13 protein-coding genes and 1 CRISPR repeat array are annotated in these 23379 nt (G+C 43.4%); of the genes, 9 read left to right on the top strand and 4 right to left on the bottom strand.

The window, feature by feature from the left end:
- Window positions 1-30 precede the first annotated feature (30 nt).
- Window positions 31-2073: a beta-galactosidase gene (locus FAY33_RS08730; protein ID WP_143320822.1), complete on the top strand. Its 2043-nt coding sequence runs from the start codon at window positions 31-33 to the stop codon at window positions 2071-2073.
- Window positions 2074-2157: 84 nt separating this feature from the next.
- Here FAY33_RS08730 and FAY33_RS08725 read toward each other — a convergent pair whose 3' ends face one another.
- The 4 genes from FAY33_RS08725 to pdxA form a co-directional block, all read right to left on the bottom strand.
- Window positions 2158-2910 carry a DeoR/GlpR family DNA-binding transcription regulator gene (locus FAY33_RS08725; protein WP_143320820.1) on the bottom strand — a complete coding sequence of 251 codons (753 nt, stop codon included), beginning with the start codon at window positions 2908-2910 and terminating at the stop codon, window positions 2158-2160.
- A 69-nt stretch (window positions 2911-2979) separates the two neighbouring features.
- The gene (locus tag FAY33_RS08720; protein ID WP_143320818.1) at window positions 2980-4347 is read right to left on the bottom strand and encodes a GntP family permease; all 1368 of its coding nucleotides are present in this window, start codon (window positions 4345-4347) and stop codon (window positions 2980-2982) included.
- Window positions 4348-4380: 33 nt separating this feature from the next.
- Complete coding sequence (locus tag FAY33_RS08715) at window positions 4381-5679, bottom strand: four-carbon acid sugar kinase family protein (RefSeq protein ID WP_143320816.1); 1299 nt, start codon at window positions 5677-5679, stop codon at window positions 4381-4383.
- A gap of 19 nt (window positions 5680-5698) precedes the next feature.
- Window positions 5699-6700: a 4-hydroxythreonine-4-phosphate dehydrogenase PdxA gene (pdxA, locus tag FAY33_RS08710; protein ID WP_347562675.1), complete on the bottom strand. Its 1002-nt coding sequence runs from the start codon at window positions 6698-6700 to the stop codon at window positions 5699-5701.
- 525 nt (window positions 6701-7225) lie between these two features.
- Window positions 7226-8309: direct repeats of the CRISPR family, unit length 32 nt; unit sequence GTCGAAGCCTTCGTGGCTTCGTGGATTGAAAT.
- A gap of 499 nt (window positions 8310-8808) precedes the next feature.
- On the opposite strand from pdxA, the gene FAY33_RS08705 reads away from it, so the two are divergent.
- From FAY33_RS08705 to FAY33_RS08670, 8 genes are all read left to right on the top strand, one after another.
- Window positions 8809-10548, top strand: a complete 1740-nt coding sequence (locus FAY33_RS08705; RefSeq protein WP_143320812.1) for an ATP-binding cassette domain-containing protein — start codon at window positions 8809-8811, stop codon at window positions 10546-10548.
- 19 nt (window positions 10549-10567) lie between these two features.
- Window positions 10568-12880 carry a helix-turn-helix transcriptional regulator gene (locus FAY33_RS08700; RefSeq protein ID WP_143320810.1) on the top strand — a complete coding sequence of 771 codons (2313 nt, stop codon included), beginning with the start codon at window positions 10568-10570 and terminating at the stop codon, window positions 12878-12880.
- 309 nt (window positions 12881-13189) lie between these two features.
- Window positions 13190-14140: an ABC transporter permease subunit gene (locus tag FAY33_RS08695; RefSeq protein ID WP_143320808.1), complete on the top strand. Its 951-nt coding sequence runs from the start codon at window positions 13190-13192 to the stop codon at window positions 14138-14140.
- Window positions 14141-14157: 17 nt separating this feature from the next.
- Window positions 14158-15066: a carbohydrate ABC transporter permease gene (locus FAY33_RS08690; protein WP_143320806.1), complete on the top strand. Its 909-nt coding sequence runs from the start codon at window positions 14158-14160 to the stop codon at window positions 15064-15066.
- A gap of 50 nt (window positions 15067-15116) precedes the next feature.
- Entirely contained in the window at window positions 15117-16655 is a 1539-nt protein-coding gene (locus FAY33_RS08685) for an extracellular solute-binding protein (RefSeq protein ID WP_143320804.1), read from the top strand.
- A 12-nt stretch (window positions 16656-16667) separates the two neighbouring features.
- Window positions 16668-19799, top strand: a complete 3132-nt coding sequence (locus FAY33_RS08680) for a glycosyl hydrolase (protein ID WP_143320802.1) — start codon at window positions 16668-16670, stop codon at window positions 19797-19799.
- Window positions 19800-19819: 20 nt separating this feature from the next.
- Complete coding sequence (locus FAY33_RS08675; protein ID WP_143320800.1) at window positions 19820-21985, top strand: glycoside hydrolase family 88 protein; 2166 nt, start codon at window positions 19820-19822, stop codon at window positions 21983-21985.
- Window positions 21969-23294: a glycosyl hydrolase family 28 protein gene (locus FAY33_RS08670; RefSeq protein WP_143320798.1), complete on the top strand. Its 1326-nt coding sequence runs from the start codon at window positions 21969-21971 to the stop codon at window positions 23292-23294. Before FAY33_RS08675 ends, FAY33_RS08670 begins: the two co-directional genes overlap by 17 nt.
- Window positions 23295-23379: the final 85 nt, after the last annotated feature.

The following is a 23379-nucleotide window of genomic DNA, read 5'->3' as shown; positions in this document are numbered from 1 at the left end:
GATGGGTGGTTTATGAGAAAGGAGACTGGTATGAAGAATCTGGAACTGTGGCATGGTGGTGATTATAATCCGGAACAATGGCTGGACCAGCCGGAAATACTGTTAAAAGATGTGGAATACATGAAAAAAGCCGGAATAAATGAGGCGACTGTAGGAATCTTCTCCTGGTCATTTCTGGAGCCGGAAGAAGGCAGATTTGAATTTGACTGGCTCATGGAACGGGTGAACAAACTATATGAAAATGGAATTTCTGTAATTATGGCAACGCCTTCTGCCGCACGGCCTAAATGGCTGGCAGACCGTTATGAGGAAGTGCTTCGGGTAAATGAGGACAGGAGAAGAAACTTGTTCGGAGGAAGACACAATCACTGTTATACATCGCCGGTGTACCGCGAAAAAGTACGCAGGATCAATGGAGAACTTGCCAGACGCTTTGGGAATCATCCGGCAGTGCTTATGTGGCATATATCCAATGAGTATGGAGGGGAATGCCACTGCCCTCTGTGCCAGAAAGCTTTTCAGAACTGGTTAAGAAAACGATATAACTCCATTGAAGACCTGAACCGGAAGTGGTGCACTGCATTCTGGAGCCATATCTATTCCTCTTTTGATCAGATTGAAAGCCCTTCCTCCATTGGCGAGCATAAAGTTCATGGATTAAACCTGGAATGGAAACGGTTTGTTACAGAACAGACTGCGGATTTTGCAAAGTGGGAGATTGCATCCTTAAAAGAGGCGGGAGCCACGCAGCCTGTCACAACCAACATGATGTATGATTACAAAGGGTTAAATTACAAACGGCTGGCAGAAGAAGTGGATGTGGTATCCTGGGATACCTATCCTCTGTGGCATAAGGAAAGAGAAATTCTCACAGCCAGAGACAATGGAATGCAGCATGACCATATGAGAAGTCTGAAAAAGCAGCCCTTTCTACTGATGGAATGCTGTCCCAGCAGCACCAACTGGCAGGGGGTCAGTAAGTTAAAACAGCCTGGGATGTTACGGCTCAGTTCTCTCCAGGCAATTGCCCATGGCTCTGACAGTGTCATGTATTTTCAGATACGCCAGAGCAGAGGGTCTTCGGAAAAGTTCCATGGAGCGGTGATTGACCATTCCGGCAGGGATGACACCAGGGTTTTTAAAGAGGTCTGCGGTGTTTCAGATTCTCTTCAACAATTAAAAGAAGTAAGAGGAACCACGGTTCAGTCAAGAGCAGCCATTATTTATGATATCGAAAACCGGTGGGCAATGGAAGATGCAGAAGGTCCCCGTAATAAGGGGCTTTACTATCATGATACGGCAGTAAAGATGTACCATGCTATCAGGAAGAAGGGCTTTAACGTAGATATGATTTCCATGGAAGACAGTCTGGAGGATTATCAGTTGGTAGCGGCTCCCATGCTTTATCTGTTCCGTTGTGGAATTGAGGAAAAGGTTCAGACCTTTGTGGAACAGGGAGGTCAGCTTTTGATGACTTACTGGTCTGGAATTGCAGATGAATGGGACCGCTGTTTTTTACAGGGAGTGCCCAATGACTTGACGGAGGTCCTGGGAATCCGGAGCACAGAGATTGACGGTCTCTATGACGGAGAATGTAACCATATGGTGTCTCCTGGAGCGGTAAATGAAGGGAAACGGTATGAGTGCAAAAACCTTTGTGATCTGGTTGAACTTCAAGGAGCAGAGGTGGTGTATGTATATGAGGACGACTTCTATCAGGGATATCCTGCTCTTACCAGGAACCGGTATGGAAAAGGAACCGCTTATTATATCTGTGCCGATGTTGAGCAGAAGTGTTATGATGATCTTGTGGAACAGGTTGTAAAAGAGGGCGGTCTGACACCTCTTATAGAGGGGAAAATTCCCCAGGATATCGAAGTGACATCCAGGCAGTCTGATGGTTATGAATATTTATTTATTCAGAATTTCAGCAAAGATCCGGTTACGCTTGCCCCTGAAACGGTAAGGGAGATTGCATCGGAAACGATTCTGCTGGGAGCACTGACGGAAAATGGAGAAATTGGCGGTTACGAGACTTTGACGGTGAAGAGAAAGAAAAAAGAGGAGAAATAGAATAAGGATATGCTTCAATGATATATGAGTATAAAAACAGAAATGCTGCAGATCGGATGAGAATCCCGGTTTGCAGCATTTCTGTTATATGGAAGCTTCTAAGAGTTTCGTTCCGCTCTTTTGCAGCAGCGTTTGTTCTCTGTCACTGAACTGGTAGTCGGTTACAATATAGTTGTAATCGGTTAACTCATTGACCAGAGTGAATGCGGTCCGATTGAATTTAGACTGGTCAGCCAAAAGAAAGGATTGCCGGCAATGCTCGACTACCGTCCTCTTTAAAAAGGCTTTATCTGTGGTTGGAGTCATGACTTTTAAATGGTTATCTATGGCAGCCGTTCCGAAAAAACCGATATCAAAGCGGAGCTGACTGATCATCTGTGTAGCATAATACCCATGGATGCTCCCGGTGCTTTTCTGGACATTGCCTCCGCATATCATTAGATCCACTCCGCTGCCCATGAGAAGTTTAATGATCTCCAGATCATTGGACAGCACCAGAATGTTTGGAATCTCCATGATTCGTCTTGCTATTTCATAGGTTGTGGTTCCTGCATCTAAAAAGATGGCATCACCTGCTTTCACATATCCGGCGCCGATCCTGGCAAGAGCTTCCTTTATGATTCTGTTGCTTATCTGCTTATCTGCATAGGTGACTTCCTGCTTGTAGACTGCACCGCCGTGGCATCGTTCAATGGCGCCCTCGGCATTTAATTTTTCCAGATCCCTTCGTATGGTCATGGTGCTGACCTTCAGTTCTCTGGCAAGTTCCTCCACCTGAACACTGCCCCTTTTTTGTATCAAATCTATAATTTTCAACTGACGTTGTGCCATTAACATCGTTCTACCTCCTGCCTCTTCTCTATCATACAGGAAACAAAATGGATGTTCAATAAAAATCCGGAACTCTTATCCGAAAAATGCGTTAAGAATCAGCAAAGAGATTAAAGCTGTGATGCAGCAGATGGTAGAGGTTACAGACCATATCTTCATCTGTTCTTTGGTATCTTCAATCCCCAGCGTTTCATTGATTACCCAGAAATAAGAGTCATTAAAATAGGAAAAGAACAGGGAGCCAGTACAGGCAGCCAGACCTGCGAATACCGGATCGAGTCCCAAAGTTCCAAGCATGGGAGAGATAACGGAAGCAGCAGTCAGCATGGCAACAGAACCAGAGCCTTGTATTACGCGGAGCAGCAGGGAGATTAAAAATGGCAGGAGGATGGCAGGAATTGCAGTTCCTGCAATGGCTGTGGCAACAAAATCCCCAAGACCGCTGACCTGAATGATTTTTCCAAGTGCTCCGCCGCCCCCAACCAGAAGCATTAATTTACCGGAAGACTTTAATCCTTCTTCCATGGAACTGAGTGTCTGGGCTTTAGTCATGGTTTTAGTCAGCAGAAGAATAGCTAAAAGTAAACCAATGGCAAGGGCAATCACCGGGGTTCCTAAAAATCCTGTTATTTCTCCCAATAATCCCTGGGCTGTACCAGTATTGACCAGCACGTTGTGAATAAGGATCAGAAGAATAGGGGTTAAAATCGGAGCGAAAGATTTCCAGGCAGAAGGCAGGAGCTCTGTTTCTGAGGTTTCTTCCTCTATATTTGTTCCGGCAGATGAGTCCGGACGAATCCAGGTGTTATTTTCTCCGGGAAGCTGGTAGATCTTCTTTCCCATGTATCTTGCATAGATAACCACTGCAATCAGGGAGGGAATGGAGATCAGGGTTCCGAAGAGCATCATTTTTCCAATGTTTGCGTTCAATATTCCGGCTACGCCAATAGGTCCTGCAGCAGGAGGAACCAGGCTGTGGCTCATAACCAGACCGCCTGCCAGGGCAATCCCAAGAGCTACTACAGACTTTCTTGTCTTTTTGGAAAGTCCTTTTACCAAGGGAGCCAGAATGATAAATCCGGAGGTACAAAAGATGGATAAGGAAGTAATAAATCCTGCGGCTCCCATCGCTTCTTCTTCCTTGTTTTTCCCAAGCAGTCGGATTAAGGCATTCGCCATTACTTTAGTTGCCTTTGAATCCTCCAGCAGTTTTCCAAGCATGACCCCAAATCCGATAATAATACCAATGCTTTTAAGGGTTCCGCCAAATCCTTCTGGAATGGCAGAAGCCACATCAGCCAGATTCATACCGCCAAGAATACCAATGATAACCGCACTGATAATAATTGCTAAGAATACATGAACTTTCGTTTTGGTAACAAGGAAGATTAATAAAATCATACCGAGGATAAGACCTGATACCATTTGCATTTCAGCATTCATAAAAGACCCTCAACTTTCTTGTGATTTGTTTGGTTAAAAAGATTTGATCTGATCCATCAGGTAGTCAAGGCATGTGGTAAGGGTGGAATCATCTCCAACTAAACCACCTTTTGTGATCATGGAGATTCCGTCAAAATCACCGCCAAGAACTTTACTGTAAATGGCAAGCGGAACTACTTCGTCCTTTACATCAAATCCAACTGCTCCGATCCGGTCACAAAATGCTGCGGCAATATCACCGCCAGAGGTGTAAATCCCCTGGATTTCTTCGTTAAGCTGTGCTTTTATGGTATAAATGATTTCCGCAACACCATAGGTGATGGCATCGGCACATTCACTGGTTGTCTTTCCGGTCTTTTTGGCAATTTCAGAAAGGTTTAAAACATCATTTTCTTCCATGGTTGTTACCACAGCCAGAATATCAGCAGTGTCCTGTTTTCTGATTACTTCTGCGGCGACTCTCTGGATTTCTGCTTCTCTTTCTTCCTTATAAAAGAAGCGGGAGGCATCTGTTTTAACAATCAGTGGATTCCGGCCGTCTTTTAGGTTCTTAACCTGCCTTCTTGTTAAGGCAGAAGCGCTTCCGATTCCACATAGAATCTTTTTTTTGCTGGTCTTTTCTCTCTTTTCACCATAGAGCTGACGGGTCATGGCGGCAGTAAAGGATCCTGGATCAATGGCAACAATCTTTAGACCTGAGGCAATGCATCCTGCTGCAATGGCTGATATATCATCATTGGTTCTTGCATCAACAACCAGAATCCGATTGGTCTTGGAAAGTTCTTTTAAAGAAGAGCTGATGGCTTCCCACCCTTTTAACACTTGGGAAAGTGGAAGATATCCCACCGGGTAACCGCTTTGTTTTTTAACAATTTCCGTCACTCTTGAAAGGGTTACAGGGGAAATGGGATCTTTTGCCACCTCTGTTTTTTCTAATGGAATCTGATGAACCAGGAGATGGTCTCCAATACAGGTACGTCCGGAAGACGGGAAAGAAGCAACTACAATTGCAGTAGTGTCTTGCCCCAGAGCATCTAAAATACTGTCGATTTCAGCACCAACGTTTCCACGAAGAGTGGAATCGCACCGTTTGCTGAAAAAGATGTTTTCTTTGTCTTTAAAATAGCTGGCTGCCAGTGCGACTTCTTTGTAAGCCTCCTCTTTTGAAAGACCTCTGCTGTCTGTGCTGATACAAAGAACATCAAAATCTTTAAAATTCTCCAGATTCTTTAGATCCAGAATGGTTCCCACCTGGAACCCGTCTTTTGCAATGATCGCCCCCGTATCATTTGCCCCTGTTAAATCGTCCGCAATAATTACCGTTTTTAACATAATACCTCCTCCTTCATCATTACTGGTTAAAATTTGGTGAGTATTTGGCTGCCAGCAGGATTGCCTCCACCATGCTGACGGCACTTACTTTTCCTGTCCCGGCAATGTCAAATGCAGTTCCATGGTCAACAGAAGTGCGCAGGATAGGCATTCCTCCTGTTATGGCGATGGTTCGTTCAAAGTCAAGGGTTTTTGTTGCAATGTGTCCCTGATCGTGATAAAGGGATAAAACACTGCTGTATCTCCCCTGTAAAGCCTGATGGAATACAGAATCAGCGCCAATAGGACCTACCACCTGATAACCTTCTTTCTGCAATACTTCCACGGCAGCATAAATCTCTTCTTCTTCATTTCCAAAAAGTCCGTGTTCTCCGCTGTGAGGATTTAATCCGGCAATTGCCATGGTACCTTCTGTAATTCCCAGTTTTTTTAATGCTTCGGTACAACGGTGCACATAATCAATCAGACGGTCCTTTTTCACCATATCACAGGCTTTTCGTAAAGGTACATGGCGGCTTAAGAAAAACACCCGCATACCATGAACCTCAAACATGGTCAGAGGATCAGGCGTATTAGTCAGTGCTCCAAAGATCTCTGTGTGTCCAATGAAATTGATATTTCCGGCTCTTAAAGATTCCTTGTTAATGGGTGTGGTGGCTACAGCGGAAACTTTTTTCTTATTAGCCAGTTCAACGCTTTTGGCAATGTATTCATACGCCGCCTTTCCACACATGCCGGATACTTTGCCAAATTCAAACTGGTTCATATCAATGTTGTCAAGGTCAATCAGATTTAAAATACCCGGTTCAAATTTTCCCTCGGAAGGGTCGTTTACAAGGTGAATGGTTACGTCTGCTCCCACGATTTCAATGGCTAGTTCCATAATCTTTTTATCTCCCACAATAATGGTATCTGCCTGATCGAAAACAGCCTTGTCTGCAACTGCCATGACAGTAATCTCCGGACCAACTCCTGCAGGATCTCCGATGGGAATGGCTATTAGTGGCTTTTTCATAATAATTCATCCTTTCTTGTTCGTTTTATGCTTTAATTTATGTTTGAATATGTTGTTATAGTATAATATTTGTTTGAAAATGTCAATAAAATGTTTATATATTTAAAATGATTGGTATAAATATATAAAAGTGATGAAAACAATTGTTAAAATAAACACAATGTTAGGAAGGAGTGTTTGAATGTGTTTGAATATAGATGGTTGACGATAGAAGGGATTATTTGTAAAATGGGGTTATAAAATATAAGTGTTGTTCATAGGGAAATGAGAATGGTAAAAGGTAGATGAATCATAGAAAAGTCAGATTGCTAACATGTAGTAATGATAAATTTAAAATCTATCGGTTATGTATGCAGGTATGTGCGAATCGGAAGTGAACATGAAATCGCTGGAGGATTCGCACTTTTTTTTAACCTGTATAAGATGAAAAAATCTTGGTTATGGAAATAGTAATTGTCATACATGGGAATGTATTATATAATTGTGATAAGATTTTCATTAATGTATTTGGATTATTTGTGAAAGTTTGCTGTCGAAGCCTTCGTGGCTTCGTGGATTGAAATGCCTATAAGGATTGTTGTGTGACTGACTGACACGTCGAAGCCTTCGTGGCTTCGTGGATTGAAATATTCTTCCAATCTGTCCAGGACTTACATTGTACTGTCGAAGCCTTCGTGGCTTCGTGGATTGAAATTTTTTCTGCTCATCCATTCCATTTCCCTCCTTTTGGTCGAAGCCTTCGTGGCTTCGTGGATTGAAATTATATACCGCCTACTAACTGCGTACCCTCTGTTATGTCGAAGCCTTCGTGGCTTCGTGGATTGAAATCATTTATTCTGTGCCACTGCCCTGGCCTTATCATGTCGAAGCCTTCGTGGCTTCGTGGATTGAAATATCCCTTCCTGCTGCCCTACCAGCCAAAGATGCAATAGTCGAAGCCTTCGTGGCTTCGTGGATTGAAATAGTTTAGATTACTTGCATCCGCTTTATATTTCCGGTCGAAGCCTTCGTGGCTTCGTGGATTGAAATGTCTGTATCCGGTAGCCGTTCCATAGCAATATCCGTCGAAGCCTTCGTGGCTTCGTGGATTGAAATTATTAAAGGGATTTCCCAGTACTATACAATGGGGGTCGAAGCCTTCGTGGCTTCGTGGATTGAAATCACATTTTCATGTAGATATGCCATCCTGTTTCCTCGTCGAAGCCTTCGTGGCTTCGTGGATTGAAATTTAAATAGTTTGTTATAATTCTTTCTGCGTCCTCGTCGAAGCCTTCGTGGCTTCGTGGATTGAAATTTTTGTATTTTATATATTTTATCTTCATATCCCCGTCGAAGCCTTCGTGGATTGAAATTTTTGTTCATATTCCGAAAGTTTTAACTTTGGCGTCGAAGCCTTCGTGGCTTCGTGGATTGAAATTATTATTCCAGTGGGTAGGGCATTGGAATCGACTGTCGAAGCCTTCGTGGCTTCGTGGATTGAAATGGACTAATTGGGTGAGTGGATACTCAATGAAATTGTCGAAGCCTTCGTGGCTTCGTGGATTGAAATATGCCTATAACCTCCTTAGGTAGTGCAATAGTATGTCGAAGCCTTCGTGGCTTCGTGGATTGAAATCTATGATTGTTTCCGGGAAATCAATAGACAGCTCGTGAATCCTTCCCAACTCAAAATCACACTTTGCCAGATATCGGATAGTCTTATAAAGATCAATATAAATACGCAAAACCAAACAATATGCCTGTCCATTGATCAGAGATCCGATTTATCTGGGAGAAATAAGTCTATAAGTTCAAGACATATGAAACAGATTTTAATGAAGGTAAATTGATTGGAAATTCAGTTGTTGCAAATCTTATAACAACTGCTTTGGCTGGAAAAACAGATCAAGCAGAGAATTTGTCATCGGTTGGAGAGACATATCCCAAAATGAAATAGTTGAAATAAATCGAAAATAATGATATGCTACCAACGTTAAGAAAGAATATTGGATTCAATAAATTCAGTCATCATAAGATCGCAGAAACGGGACATAGAAAGGGCTTATGGATATAGGCTCTTTTTTATCTTTTAAAGCAGAGTTTTCAGTGTATACAGTACACGGACAGGAGCAGTAATGATAAAAGTAGACAACCTTTCCTTTTCTTTTCCAGAGAAGGAATTATATAGAAATATTTCATTTACCATAGAAGAAGGACAGCATGGTGCCTTGATCGGGGCAAGTGGAATTGGGAAAAGCACGTTAACGGATCTTTTGATGGACCCAGACCGTTTCTCATTTGAAGGAAAGGTGGAGATAGATCCGGGATACCGGATTGGATATGTTAGTCAGTTTTCTCAGCAGGATCAGACCGGTGAAATTACCGTATTTGAATATATTGCCAATGATTTTAGAAAAGCACAGAATAAAATTGCATCAATCTGTAAGGAGATGGAGACTTCTTTGGAAATGGAAGCTTTACTGGAACGCTATCAGGAAGCATTCGATGAATTTGAAGCCATAGGCGGTGATGATTTTGAGAATAACATTGATAAGAAACTGAATCTTGCAGGTTTGAGCAGCCGGAAAAACTCCTTTGTATCTCATTTAAGCGGAGGAGAATTTAAACTGATTCAGGTGATTCAGGTTATGCTGACCAATCCTCACCTTATTATTATGGATGAGCCGGATGTATTTCTGGATTTTGAAAATCTTAATTCTTTGAAAAATCTGATTAATGCCCATAAAGGAATGATATTAGTAATTACCCATAACAGATATTTATTAGATCATTGTTTTAATAAAATACTGCATTTGGAAAATAAAGAACTTCAGGAATTCGATGGAAGATTTATGGAATATAAATGCTTTCTTCTCCAGACCAAGATTGAACTTCAGGAACTGGCAGTGGCGGATACTCTGGAGATTGAGAGAAATAAGGTCATTGTCAATAATTTAAGAATTGCTGCCACCAAACACACAGAAGCGTCAAGAGGAAAATCTCTTCATGCCAGAGAAAAAGTGTTGGAAAGGCTGGAAGCCCGCAGAGTAAAGGCACCTTTTGTGGATATCAAAGAACCGGAAATCGCACTGCCTCAAAAGGAGAAGACGGAAGAACACACCATCCTTCATGTGAATGGTTATGGAGTGGCATTTGACCATGTCTTATTGGATAATATAAGTTTCGAGATGAAATCCGGCGACAAAGCAGCTCTGATCGGACCCAATGGGACAGGGAAGACAACACTGCTTCGTGAAATTTATAAAAAAAGCAGTGAGTCCTTGGTTGTGGAAGATGGGGTAACTATGGCGTTTTTGTCTCAGAACCAGGGGGAGATGCTTTTTGAAGACGGTACGGTGCAGGATGAATTTTTTAATGCAGGATTCCAGACCTATGATGATATTATAAAGCATTTAAAAAAATATGGTTTTGAGGAAGAGGTGCTGGTGCAAAAGATCGGCTCCCTGTCGGGCGGAGAGAAGAATCTTTTGCAGTTGGCTAAGATTTCTGCTACTGAGGCTGATTTTCTTCTTCTCGATGAGCCTACCAGTCATCTGGATACCTATTCACAGATTGCTCTTGAACATGCAATCAGAGACTATCATGGTGCGGTGTTAATGGTATCTCACGATTTTAATACCATTGCCAACTGTGCGGATTATGTGTTTCTCATTGAAGATAAAAATATTCGTAGAATGAGTATACGGGCATTTCGAAAGATGATTTATGCCAGGTATTTTAATAAAAACTATCTGGAAATAGAAGATAAAAAGAAAACCATTGAAACAAGAATTGAAACAGCTTTAAAAAATGAAGATTTTGAACTGGCAAAGGGGTTAGCACAACAACTGGAAGAAGTAATCAAGATGCTTTAATTGCTTAAAAGAGGGTATTATGGGGAATAAAAAAAGGGGTTTCACATATCGGAAGAGAATCTTTGCTTATTTTATGGCAATTGCCATTGTTCCTCTTCTGATTCTGGGGATTTATTCATATCACAGCGGTACCATGGCAGTGCGTAAGAATATCAGGCAGTCCAACGAGACTGCTTTATTACAGGTGGAAAATAAAGCAGAAAATGTATTGGACTCTGTCAGGCAGAGTCTGTTAAGTCTTGCTTCCTCCAGTCTGGCGGGAGAGATTGTAAATCAGGAGTATTATGATATTCCTTACCCGAAAGTCCGGGATTTTGTAGATGAAATTATTGGTGATGAGGTATATCTTAATTATGTCAGCGGTTATAGTTTTATTAATTATAAAAAAGGCTGGCTGCTTAGCAATAAAGGAATGGTTCCCCTTAACCGGATTAAGAATGTCCAGTGGATAAAAGAACTGAATGCAGACAGAAGAAAGATGTTCTGGGTCAATCAAACCAATAAAGAGGACAGCAGCCAGTTGATTCAGCCGGATTATGTCAATGATAATTATCTCACCTTTGTTGTAAAGGTTCCAACCTATACGGAGACTACGGATGCGGCGTTTTTGTTTAACTTAAACCGGAATGCGTTTGAAGGAATGTTAAAAAAGAGCCTTGGAACTGGAGCACTGGTTGTATTTGATAATCATGGAAAACTTGTATGTTCAGAAAGTCAGGAAGTAGCAGACTATTATGAACAGCATCCCGAGAAATTGAAACAGGACGAGGAAACTGTGATTCATACAAAAACAGGTTCCTTTGATATTGTAAAACGGCAGGCGGTTATTAGCGGCTGGACTTTTATTGCAGGATATGATCCGGCACTGGCAGACGGGCAGTTAAAGCAGATTCCCATAACCATGGCAGGAATTATTGGGATAGTGCTGGTGGTCAGCGGATTAATCAGCGTATACAGTACCCGTCATGTTTACCAGCCCGTAAAGAATCTGGTTAACCAGATCACGGATATGGTTCCCTCCAATGGAAAATCTGGGAACAGCTCCGATGAATTTTCCCTGATTAATCAGGGGCTTCATACACTGGCAGATCACAATGAAGAGCTGATGAATATGATTGACCGGCAGAAGAACCAGCTTGCAGAATTATTTGCCTTTCGCCTGATCCGGGGAAGCTTATCGAAAGCTGAAATCCAGCAGACTGGGGAACGGCTAAAGATTTTATTTCTTCCCAATCTCTGCGTGGTTTCTGTCATTTTTTGCAAGAAAAGCGGAAAAGAGCGGGAACAGATGGAGCAGGATGCTTTGAATCTGGCTCTGTTAAAGAATCTGCCGGAAGAGATCAACGATATTTTGCTGTTCCCGGCATTTATTCATACAAGAGCGATTGTGATGATGATAGACGGGGAAACAAGACAGCGGGTGGAACAAAAGATTCTTGCCCTTCGCAACTGCCTTTCCATCTTTGCTGCTAAGGCCTGCAGCGGTTATGTGGACATGGGAGTAAGCCGGATATTTACGGAACCAACAGGTGGTGAAAGAGCTTATAAGGAAAGCATTGAAGCCTTAAAGATCAATGAACATTCTGACCGGGATGAGGATACGGAAGGAATCTCCATGGAAGACAGCTCTGTTACTTATTATGGAGATCTGGCGGGACAAAAGACGGGGAAAAGTGGATATAATCTGGTTTTGGATGGGGAGATCAAAAAGGCGGTGGATGCTTCGGACCAAAATGGGGCATTTGCCATTACAGATGAATTTCTCCGGGATTTAAACAAGAGCGGAGTGGTGCTTTATGAACAGCAGTATTATCTTCACCGCTTTTTGCTTGCCATTTTGTCAGTTCCTGCCGATGCAGGAATTCCCATTCATGATATATTTCCCGAAGGCGAAGATAATCTTTTCGGAGAGTTTAACCAGCTATACGATTCCCAGACCATTCGGGCTTTTTTCGAAGGGAAAGTAATCGAGCCTGTGATTGCCAGAATGAAGCAGTTTCGTAAAAGCAGTTCTGAGATGGTTCTGGAAAAGATTATGGGACTGATTGAAGAAGAAAAAGGGGATTTGACTCTGGCAGAGTGTGCGGAAAGGCTTGGATATCACCCCAGTTATATCTGGCGGGTGTTAAAGAATACAAAGGATATTACCTTTACGGATTATATTGCAAAGCAGAAACTGGAACTTGCCAAGAAAATGTTAGTGGAAACAGATCTTTCTGTGGCGGAAATCGCCAGTCAGTTAAGTTACAGCAATGCCCAGAATTTTATCCGCCTGTTTAAAAAGCATATGGATATTACTCCGGGGCAGTTCCGGAAGCAAAATAGAGGTTAAAACCTGGAGTGGGAGATTTCCCCTCCAGGTTTTTTATGCTTTTCTGAGAAAAAAGATTATAAAAACATAAGTATAGCAAAGGAAGTCTGATCAAAGAAGAGAACGTTCCAAAGAATCTATGCAATAATCCGATTATTTCCGAAGAAAATTTGTCGATATTATGATATAATTATAAAAAGTGCACAAATAATATCTGATAATATGGTAAAATATATGTATATGTAATGATTGTTGAAAAATATTCGAAATCAGGTAAGATGATGCCATAAGCAGACACAAGTTACAAAAAATTAAGAGGGAGGTTCGCTTATGGCAAAAATAAAAGGTGCTGGTACGGTTTCGGTAAAGGAGAGACAAGAGTCGTTTCTTCCGTACATGCTAAGGCACAAATGGATGTATCTTCTGATGCTTCCGGGAGTTCTTTATTTTATTATTTTCAAATATGTTCCAATGGCAGGTCTTGTGATTTCATTTCAGAATTACAGCCCATATCTTGGGATTGCAAAAAGCCAATGGGTAGGAGTGGAACATTTTCGGACATTTTTTATGAATCCTGATTTCCGGATGCTTTTTGTCAACACATTTTCCATTGCAATTCTTAACCTTGTTTTTTTCTTTCCCATGCCGATTATTCTGGCATTGCTTTTGAATGAATTAAAGAACAAGGCAGTAAAAAAGTCCATTCAGACCATGATTTACATACCCCACTTTATCTCCATGGTAATTGTGGCAAGTCTGACCTTTACATTACTGAACACGGAAAATGGAGCCATTACCCAGATTGCGTTCGCTCTTACAGGTCACAAGCCGGAATTCTTATCCGATCCAAAGTATTTCCGCTTTATTATTGTCATTCAGAATATCTGGAAAGAGACCGGCTGGGGAATGATTATATTTTTAGCGGCACTTGCCGGAGTGGATACTCAGCTTTATGAAGCGGCTCAGATGGATGGTGCGGGAAAACTGAAACAGATGTGGCACATTACCCTTCCAGCCATTAAAAGCACCATAATCATTATGTTGATTTTAAAGGTTGGAACCCTTTTAAATACTGGTTTTGAACAGATTTTTCTGATGAAAAACTCTTTAAATTCCTCTGTAGCAGAAGTGTTTGACACCTATGTCTATACCCTGGGAATCTCACAGGGGGCATTTTCTTACAGTACGGCAGTCGGACTGTTTAAGTCTGTGGTTGCAACGGTTATGGTTCTGTCCACCAACTGGATCTGTAAAAAATGCGGGGAAACCGGTTTATATTAAAGAAAGGCAGGAAAAATATGTTGACAGTGTTTCAGAGAACAAGAAGAAAAAAGAAAAGTGCCGGAGAAACCATTGGCATGGTTCTGGTTTACGTTATCTGTATTCTGGCAGGTGCATTTACCATACTGCCTTTCCTATATGTAATTGCAGGCTCCTTTGCTACAGAAAAAGAACTGGTGGAACGGTCCTTTTTCATTATTCCCCATACATTTTCAGCCAACGCATACAAGTACATATTGGCTGACGGAGGAATTTTCCGGGGACTTGGTAATTCCTTCTTCATAATGATAGCAGGAACCTTTGTAAATATGCTTTTTACTACCACACTGGCGTATCCTTTGTCAAAAAGCTGGTTAAGGGGCAGAAATGTGGTGTTAAATGTGATCATTGTTACCATGCTCTTTTCCGGTGGTATGATACCAAACTATCTGGTGGTGAAGAGTCTGCATCTGTTAGACAGCTATCTGGCACTGATTCTGCCGGGAGCAGTCAGCGCCTTTAACTTGATTATTGTGAAGAACTTTTTTCAGGAACTTCCGGAAGAACTGGAGGAAGCAGCAAGAATTGACGGCTGTACGGATGCAGGAATCTTTGCAAAGATCGTGCTGCCCTTATCAAAACCGGCACTGGCTTCCGTAGGTTTATTTTATGCGGTGTCCCACTGGAATGACTTTTTCAACTCTCTGATCTATTTAAACAGTACAAGGAAGTTTCCGGTCCAGATTATTCTGCGCCAGATTGTGCTGCTGGCACAGGGAGCCAGTGCAGATGGAAATGCCATTGACTTTGGTGCCGGAGGGGTTCCGCCGGAACAGGCAGTGAAAATGGCGGCAACCGTAGCTGCAACCATTCCGATTTTGTGTGTTTATCCCTTTGTGCAGAAATATTTTGAGCAGGGTGTTATGGTAGGAGCGGTAAAAGGATAAGAAAACCGCCCCGGGTGTATTGACAGAAATAATATTGTGGAGGAAAATAAATGAAGAGCAGATATAATTATGGAAAACGGGCGGCGGCACTTGCCCTTGCAATGATTGTAACAGCAGGAGGAATCACCGGTTGTGGAAAGACTGTCACCGGTTCCGTGGATGAGGACGGCAGATACCATTTAAAAGCCATGGCATACGATCATTTTGGCAATCCCATGAAAGGGGAAAATGGAGAGAAGATTGTTAAAATGGTGGAAGATTATACAAATGTCAGTCTTGATGTGATGTGGACCCCAAAGGATGGATATGAGGACAAGCTTAATCTTGTGCTGGCAGGGGGAGGGGCTGATATGCCCCAGATTATTGCAACCGAGACAAAATCCCCCGCCATTATCAATGCGGCACGGGCAGGAGCTTTGTGGGATCTGGAGCCTTTCTTAAAGGATTATCCTCACTTAAAGAATTCCAGAGAAGTGGTAAATGACAATATCCGGATTAATGGCAGGCTTTACGGTATATACAGAGGGCGGGCCCTTGGACGGAACGGTCTTTCTTACCGCAAGGACTGGGCGGATAAATTGGGCCTTTCGGCACCTCAGACCATTGACGACGTATACCAGATGCTTCGTGCCTTTACCTATGATGATCCGGATGGAAATGGAGAAAATGACACCTATGGTCTGGCTCTTACAAAGGCAACCGTTCCACTGGATATTATGTCAACCTGGTTCGGCGCACCAAACGGCTGGGGAGAACGGGATGGAAAGCTGGTTCCGGCTCATCAGACAGAAGAATATTTAGAAGCGCTGCAGTGGTTTCGAAAATTATGCGAAGAAGGGCTGATTAAAAAAGATTTTCCTACCAGGGATGTAGCTACAAAAGCAGATGATTTAAAGACTCAGAAAGCAGGTATGATGGTAGATGCCCTGGATGATGGACGCCGGGTCATGGATTATTTCCAGAACCAGAACATCAGTGGACCAGAGATGGATTTTGTGGGAGCAATTCAGGCAGACAGTCAGTCCGATAAAAAGACAATGGCAACGTTAGGCTGTCAGGGATTCTTTGTTATTACAAAAGCGGCAAAGACCGAGGAAGATGTCCGCAGATGTCTGGACTTTTTGGATAAGATGAATGATGAAGCCATGATGACTGTAGCTAATTACGGGTTAAAAGATGTGCATTACACAGTTGGCGAAGACGGCAGAGTTACCAGAAGTCATGATGCCACATTAAATCAGGAGTATCAGGCAATGAACCAGTTGGTTTCTTATACCGAATATGCCCCTAATACAGACCCTTTTGTAACTTTGAATGAAACTCCTTTTTACGAAAAACAGCAGGAAACCATTGAAGAAAACGAGGCATATGCCGTATCTAACCCGGCAGCCGGTATTCTGGGAGACTCAGAGGAATATATTAAAAATGGAGTGGCTTTGGACAAAATTATTGAAGATGCAAGAATCCAGTATATTGTGGGACAGATTGATGAAACACAGTTAAAATCCCAGTGGGACCTGTGGTCAAAGAGTGGGGGAGAAAAAGTAATTGAGCAGGTAAATGCCTCTTACGAGGGATTAAAAAAATAAAAGGAGAAGCATATGGAGTTCATGGAAGCGTTTCAAAATCCTCCGTCAGAGTACCGGATTAAACCGTTCTGGTTCTGGAATGGAGAGATGACAAAAGAGGAGATCAGCCATCAGATCAAGGAAATGGGGGAAAAGGGGCTGGGCGGCGTGTTTATCTGTGCAAGACAGGGGATGACACTGCCTTATCTGTCAAAAGAATGGTTTGAACTGGTGGATTATGCCTGTGAGGAAGCAAAGCGTCAGGGATTAGAAGCTTGGCTTTACGATGAATATCCTTATCCCAGCGGGATGAGCGGCGGGGAGGTGCTTTTAGAGCATCCCGAGGCAGAACATAGGGTGCTCCGGCACCGGTCAGTCTTTGTAAAAGGGGGAGAAGACTTCCTGGAAGAACTGGATTTCAGCCGGATTCTTCATGCCAGGGCATATCCCCTGCTCCAGGACGGCACAACAGATTGGAAGCAGGGAATGGACATCAGCGACTGGGCAGGCAATCTACAGACAGAAAAGATCTATCAGGAAAGCGGTCTGACCAGATATAACAGCAAACGTTTCTTTTCCTATGGGCCCAAAAAGATTTTAAAGGGAACCCTTCCTTTCGGAGAGTGGAGGCTGGAGATTTATACGGAAAAGGCGTTGGGGGATTTTAAATATTACGGAGGATTTTTTGATCCCTGTAATCCAGAGGCAGTCAGAACCTTTTTAAAGACAACCCATGAACGGTATGAGAAGGCATCAGGCAGTCAGTTTGGTACTGGCATACGGGGGCTGTTCTCCGATGAAGTGGGGATGCTTGGACCCATTCCATGGTCAAAGCTTCTGCCTGGAGAATTTGAGAAAAGGAACCATTACTCCCTGTTATCCTCCCTTCCGGCACTTCATGATGAGACATTTCCAGATGCGTTCCGGATTCGGTATGATTTCTTTCAGACAGTTCATGAGATATTTGTGAAAAGCTATCATAAGCAGGTGGCGGACTGGTGTAAGAGCCATAAGCTGCTTTATGCAACAGAAGTGCCTTCCATGCGCATGAGCACCCAGAGATACAGTGATATCATAGGCGGAGACACAGCCCATGAAAAGCTTGGAAAACCTTTGGAATGGATCTATGATGAATACATAGGAAGTTACAGAAGCAATGCGAAAGCAGTCAGTTCCCTTGCCAGACAGTTGGATAAAAAATATGCCATGATTGAAAGTTTCCACAGTGTTGGCTGGACTATGACCATGCAGGATGCCAAATGGATGATTGACCGGCTGGGAAGCAGCGGAATTAATTTTTACAATTTCCATGCCTTTTATTATACCATTGCAGATATTACCAAGCACGATGCACCACCATCCCAGTTTCTCCAGAATCCTTACTGGAAGCATTATAAAAAGCTGGCAGATTATACCGGGCGAATGGGAATGATACTTTCCAATACAGAAGCAGATATTAAGATTGCGGTGTTAGACCCGGTAGCAGCCATGTGGACCAGACTGGGGAATCCGTTCCAGTCTTTCCACTACAAAGGGGAATCTTCCCATGAGAAGCTGGAATGTGAAGCCATCCGAGAGGGCTGGGTTTCCTTGTGCAAAGCGCTTTTGTTCCATCAGTTGGATTATGACCATCTGGATACAGAGATTTTAAGAGAAGCTTCTGTGAAGAATGGAGTCATTACCATTGGAAGGGCATCTTATACCGTTCTTATTTTACCGGAATGCCACTGCATGGAACGGGAAGCCAGAGAGATTCTAAAAGAGTTTGTAAGCCAGGGCGGTTGTGTGATTGCCATGGGGCAGACCCCTTCGGTTTCCATTGAGAAAGAGGAAGAGGATTCTGTTACTTTAGAGAAATGGAACCAGTTATTTGAACAGCCAGGTACTTACCGGCTGTCACAGGAGAAGAAGGAAGAGGAACTGGTAACGCTTTGCCGCTCTCATATAGATCAGGCTGCTTCCATACAGATTGTTTCGGGAGCGGAGAAAGACTTTACAGGCTGTACCAGAGTGGATGGAGAAGGAAATCTGTTTGTATTTACAGCCAATCAGGGGAAGAAACCCATGAAAGTCGGCATCCGATGCGGACAGCATATAAAAAAGGCAGAGTTTTTTGATCTGGAAACCGGCATGACAAGACCGGCTGATTTTACAGAAGGCAACGGTTTTATCAACCTGGAAGGATATGAGAGCCGCTGGGTCAAGATCACGTTTGGAGAGACGGAAGAGGAAACCAGGAAAGAGGCTATAAAAAAACTTCTTACGATTCCCATGAAAGGAACCTGGAATGTGACGCCGCAGGGTAAAAATCTGTACAGGTTTGCCAACGTTTCCATGTCTTTAGATCATGAGAACTGGAAACAGGCAGAGGTGAAGACCTTTATTGAGCAGTGCAGGGATACGGAGATTTTAAGGGGAAGCCATCTGACTTTAAGCGGTACTTTTGGTACACCAAGAAAAATAACCCCCTCTTACCCCCTCACCTGCTGGTATCGGACTACATTTACTGCAGAAGTTTTTCCGGACCAGATTTTCCTTTTGATGGACCGGGAAACAGTGGCAGGAGAACATGAGATCCGGATTAATGGAACGCTTTTAGAGAAACAGGCATTTTCCCCGGTATGGGTCAATGACCAGAATAACCGTGCAGCCAAAATCCACTCTCTGCTCCATCTTGGGGAGAATGTGATCGAGATTACAGCCCAGATTGGAAAAGATGAGGAGGGGTTAAGGGACCCGTTTTATCTGTGGGGGGATTTTGGGGTAAAAAGTCATTTACAAGAGCCGGTGCTCATCGCCATGCCCAAACAGGGAGAGCCTGATCAGGTATTTTGCAGTGGATTTCCTTATTACAGCGGAACCATGGATTATGAAAAGAACTTTGACCTTTCAGAATTATCAGGGGAACCATGGAGCAAGGAAGAGGACGCTGTGGAGGTAAGACTTTGCTTTGACACACCTGTATACGATTGTATCCAGGTATCTGTTAATGGAACCAGCCTGGGAGTAAAAGCGTTTACCCCCTATGTGTGGCTGTGTTCCGGCACCTGTTTCAAAGAAAAAGATAATGTGATCAGGGTTTCCGTCACCAACACCCTGGGCAACATGCTTGACGGCACCTATTTTGATTATGAAGCTCATAAGCTTGTTCCAATAACCCCATAGGGACAGAAGAGGAGATTCCCATGAGTGAGTATTTTCCTAAGGAGGAAAGCATCGGCTGCCGGCTGGGAAGTGGCAGGAGCGTGCTCCGTACCATTGCAGACAGGTTTGTGTCTGACAATCCGCCGGTGCCGGTTCAGTATTATTTAAGAAGCAGAAATAACTTTCATATCTCGGAAACATATATGGAAGAAATAAAATTTCATGAAAAGTTTCCGCAAATAGAACTGGAGTCTTACGCATTTGCCTGGGCAAGACTCCGGGTTTCTCAAAAAGGACCGTTTCATTTCCGGTTCAGTGCGTTTGGTCCGGTGACCATTTATGTCAATGGAATTGCAGCGTTTCGCACCAGCCACGAACAGGAACGTTTCCCGGACCAGTTGTCCGATGTCTGTCTGGAACTTGTGGAAGGGGATAACAGTTTGTTTTTTGAGTGCATTGCAACTCCCCTGGGCTGTGGATTTACCATTGGAAGCAGTTCCTATAAAGGCAGAAGGATTCAGTTTTTTGGTCCAACCAGAGAGCACAAAGATTACAGCGGCTTCATCTACAGCGGACCCGTGAAATCAAAAGCATACCGGATTCCAGATCTTTATGAGAAAGAGGAAGACTTCCCCATAACCTGGTATCCTCAAAATAAATGGAAGGACAAGGAGCAGTCCTTATCTCCTGTCAGCCGGATATTTTATAAGGAGCAATCACATGCCCGGTCCCTGCGTATTCTGTCTGTAACCTCTGTGTTTATTCCTTCCCAAGGAACGTATTTTCTTTCGGGAACAGGAACAGATCCGGCAGTTTTATATGTTGATGGGGAAAAAGAACAGGAGCTTTCTGGTAGTTATGATATTCCTCTGAACCTTACAGGGGGATATCATACTCTTGCATTTTACGGCTGGGAGGTATCTCCGGTTTTAAAAGCGGAAGGGGGAGGGGAGCTTTGTTTTCTCAGTCCTGTAAATATGGAACGAAAAAAGGAACTGCCCTGGCTCTATGCCGGTCCTTTTGAAGCAGGAGAAGAACCGGATATAAAAGCCCTTCTGACATTTCAGATTCCTGTAAAAACCATGGATGGAGAAGCGTTCTGGCTGGCAGATCTGCCGGATACAGCAATCCGTCCTTTTAATGAAGGGGTGCTGTATGGAGAATGGAATTATCCCCTTGGCGTTACTCTTTATGGACTGATCCAGACTGCCAGACTGTTAAAGGATGACAGTCTGGCTGACTATGTGGCAGGTCATATGAGAAAATGCACCGGATTTTACGATTACTGCATGTGGGACAAGTCGGTTTATGGCGCAGCTCCTTTCCATAACCAGCTTACTACCGTGGACAGTCTGGATGACTGCGGTTCCTTTGCCTCTGCACTTTTAGAGGTGATGAAGGATCAAAAGATTGGCAAAGGTGATGAGATTGCGGACCAGATTGCAGATTTTGTACAGAACAGACAGCAAAGACTGCCTGATGGTACTTTTTACCGCAATCATTCCTATATGCCCATTATGAATCAGACTCTCTGGGCAGACGATCTGTATATGAGCATTCCTTTTTTATGCCGGTGTTATGAAAGAAGCGGGGAAACCATCTACCTGGAGGATGCAGTAAAACAGGTGAAGAATTTTTTTTCGTATCTTTACATGCCGGAGCTTGAAATTATGTCCCATATCTATGATACCCATTATAAGGTGCAGACAAAGGTACCCTGGGGACGGGGAAATGGCTGGGTGCTATTTTCCGTTTCGGAACTTTTAGCTGTTTTGCCCGCTGATTTTAAAGGAAGGGAAGAGGTTCTTGCCATCTTTCGAAAGCTGTGCGGAGGATATGTAAAACTTCAGGGAGCAGATGGAATGTGGCATCAGGTTCTTACATTCCCTGATTCCTATGAAGAAACTTCCTGTACGGCAATGTTTATCTATGGTTTTGCAAGAGGAGTGCGCTGCGGCTGGCTGTCAGAGAAAGCAATTTATGAAGAAGCCGCCTTAAAAGGCTGGGAGGCACTCTGTTTAAAGGCGATTGACTGGAAGGGCAATATTTACGGAGTCTGCAGAGGGTCCGGGTATTCCTTCAGCAAAGAATATTATGCCAGGGATCTGGGGTGGAATTTAAATGATACCCATGGAACCGGAATTGTCCTGCTTGCAGGAATGGAAGTGGAGAAGATGAAGGAGGTTTACGATGAACTTGATTTTTAATGTAAAAGAATATGGGGCAGCAGCTGATGGAATAACACTGGATACCAAAGCCCTGCAGACCGCCTTTGATGCGGCAGCGGCACAGGCATCAGAAAGTCAGAGGACAACGGTGCTCCTTCCGGCAGGAACTTATCTGACCAGTTCTTTATTTTTAGGAAGCCATATGGAACTTCATATGGAAGAAGGGGCTGTGCTTCTTGGAACCACAGAGGAGAGCCGGTATCCGGTAATCCGCACCCGTGTGGCTGGAATTGAGATGGACTGGCCTGCCGCCATACTCAATATCAATGGCCAGAAAGATGTGAAGGTTACGGGAAAGGGTGCGATTGACGGTCAGGGGCCTTACTGGTGGAACAAGTACTGGGGACAGGACCAAAAAGGCGGAATGAGAAAAGAATACGATGCAAAGAATCTCCGGTGGTGTGTGGATTACGACTGTGCAAGGGTCCGCAATATGGTGGTGATGGAAAGCCAGGATATTGAGCTTTCCGGGTTTGAAAGCCTTCGTTCCGGCTTCTGGAACATTCATCTATGTTATTCAGAGCATGTCCATGTAAACGGGCTTTATATTCATGACAATGAAGGACCAAGTACCGATGGGATTGATATTGATTCCTGCCGTCATGTTGTTGTGGAGCACTGCAAAGTGGCATGCAACGATGACAGCATCTGTATCAAATCCGGCAGGGATGCAGACGGACTTCGGGTAAACAGAATCTGTGAGGATGTGGTCATAAGAGATTGTGAGATTTTAACCGGAGCAGGAGTCACCATAGGAAGTGAGACTTCCGGGGGAGCAAAAAATATTGTGATCCGGGATCTGAAATACCATAATACGGACTGCGGTTTCCGTATGAAATCTGCAAAAACCAGAGGCGGGCTTATTGAGGATGTGCTGGTGGAGAATCTTGAGATGGTTAATGTAAAGTATCCTTTCAGCATGTGTTTAAACTGGCATCCAGCCTATAGTTACTGTCGGCTGCCAGAAGATTATGAAGGTGAGATTCCAGAACACTGGAAGACCCTGACCCAGAACGTAGAAAAAGAGACGGGAATTCCCAAGGTTAAAAATATTACCATCCGCAATGTAACGTCTGTCAATGAGCCGGATTACCAGGGACCTTCCAGAGCGTTTGAGATTGACGCATTTCCGGAAAAGCCAATGGAACAGGTTACCTTTGACCATGTGAAGATTCAGGCAAAGGAACTGGGAAGAATTCAGGGAGTGAAACACATGAACTGGAAAGATGTGGAGATTTCCATTGATGGACCAAATGACAGCCAGAATGACCAGTACGATATCCGGTAATGGGCTAAAAAAATAAAAAATCAGAAGATTTGAAAAAAACTATTGTGTTTTGAGAACACAGATGCTATAATTCACCCAACATATC

Source organism: Clostridium sp. HBUAS56010 (assembly GCF_007115105.1).
GTDB lineage: Bacteria > Bacillota > Clostridia > Lachnospirales > Lachnospiraceae > Lacrimispora.
This window is presented reverse-complemented; position numbering and strand designations above follow the sequence as displayed.

Bases quoted from the DNA above. Each gene is read 5' to 3' on its own strand.
- FAY33_RS08690 (WP_143320806.1), top strand. From the start codon at position 14,158: ATGTTGACAGTGTTTCAGAGAACAAGAAGAAAAAAGAAAAGTGCCGGA.
- FAY33_RS08695 (WP_143320808.1), top strand. From the start codon at position 13,190: ATGGCAAAAATAAAAGGTGCTGGTACGGTTTCGGTAAAGGAGAGACAA.
- FAY33_RS08680 (WP_143320802.1), top strand. From the start codon at position 16,668: ATGGAGTTCATGGAAGCGTTTCAAAATCCTCCGTCAGAGTACCGGATT.
- FAY33_RS08670 (WP_143320798.1), top strand. From the start codon at position 21,969: ATGAACTTGATTTTTAATGTAAAAGAATATGGGGCAGCAGCTGATGGA.
- FAY33_RS08705 (WP_143320812.1), top strand. From the start codon at position 8,809: ATGATAAAAGTAGACAACCTTTCCTTTTCTTTTCCAGAGAAGGAATTA.
- FAY33_RS08720 (WP_143320818.1), bottom strand. From the start codon at position 4,347: ATGAATGCTGAAATGCAAATGGTATCAGGTCTTATCCTCGGTATGATT.
- FAY33_RS08700 (WP_143320810.1), top strand. From the start codon at position 10,568: ATGGGGAATAAAAAAAGGGGTTTCACATATCGGAAGAGAATCTTTGCT.
- FAY33_RS08725 (WP_143320820.1), bottom strand. From the start codon at position 2,910: ATGTTAATGGCACAACGTCAGTTGAAAATTATAGATTTGATACAAAAA.
- FAY33_RS08675 (WP_143320800.1), top strand. From the start codon at position 19,820: ATGAGTGAGTATTTTCCTAAGGAGGAAAGCATCGGCTGCCGGCTGGGA.
- FAY33_RS08685 (WP_143320804.1), top strand. From the start codon at position 15,117: ATGAAGAGCAGATATAATTATGGAAAACGGGCGGCGGCACTTGCCCTT.
- FAY33_RS08715 (WP_143320816.1), bottom strand. From the start codon at position 5,679: ATGTTAAAAACGGTAATTATTGCGGACGATTTAACAGGGGCAAATGAT.
- FAY33_RS08730 (WP_143320822.1), top strand. From the start codon at position 31: ATGAAGAATCTGGAACTGTGGCATGGTGGTGATTATAATCCGGAACAA.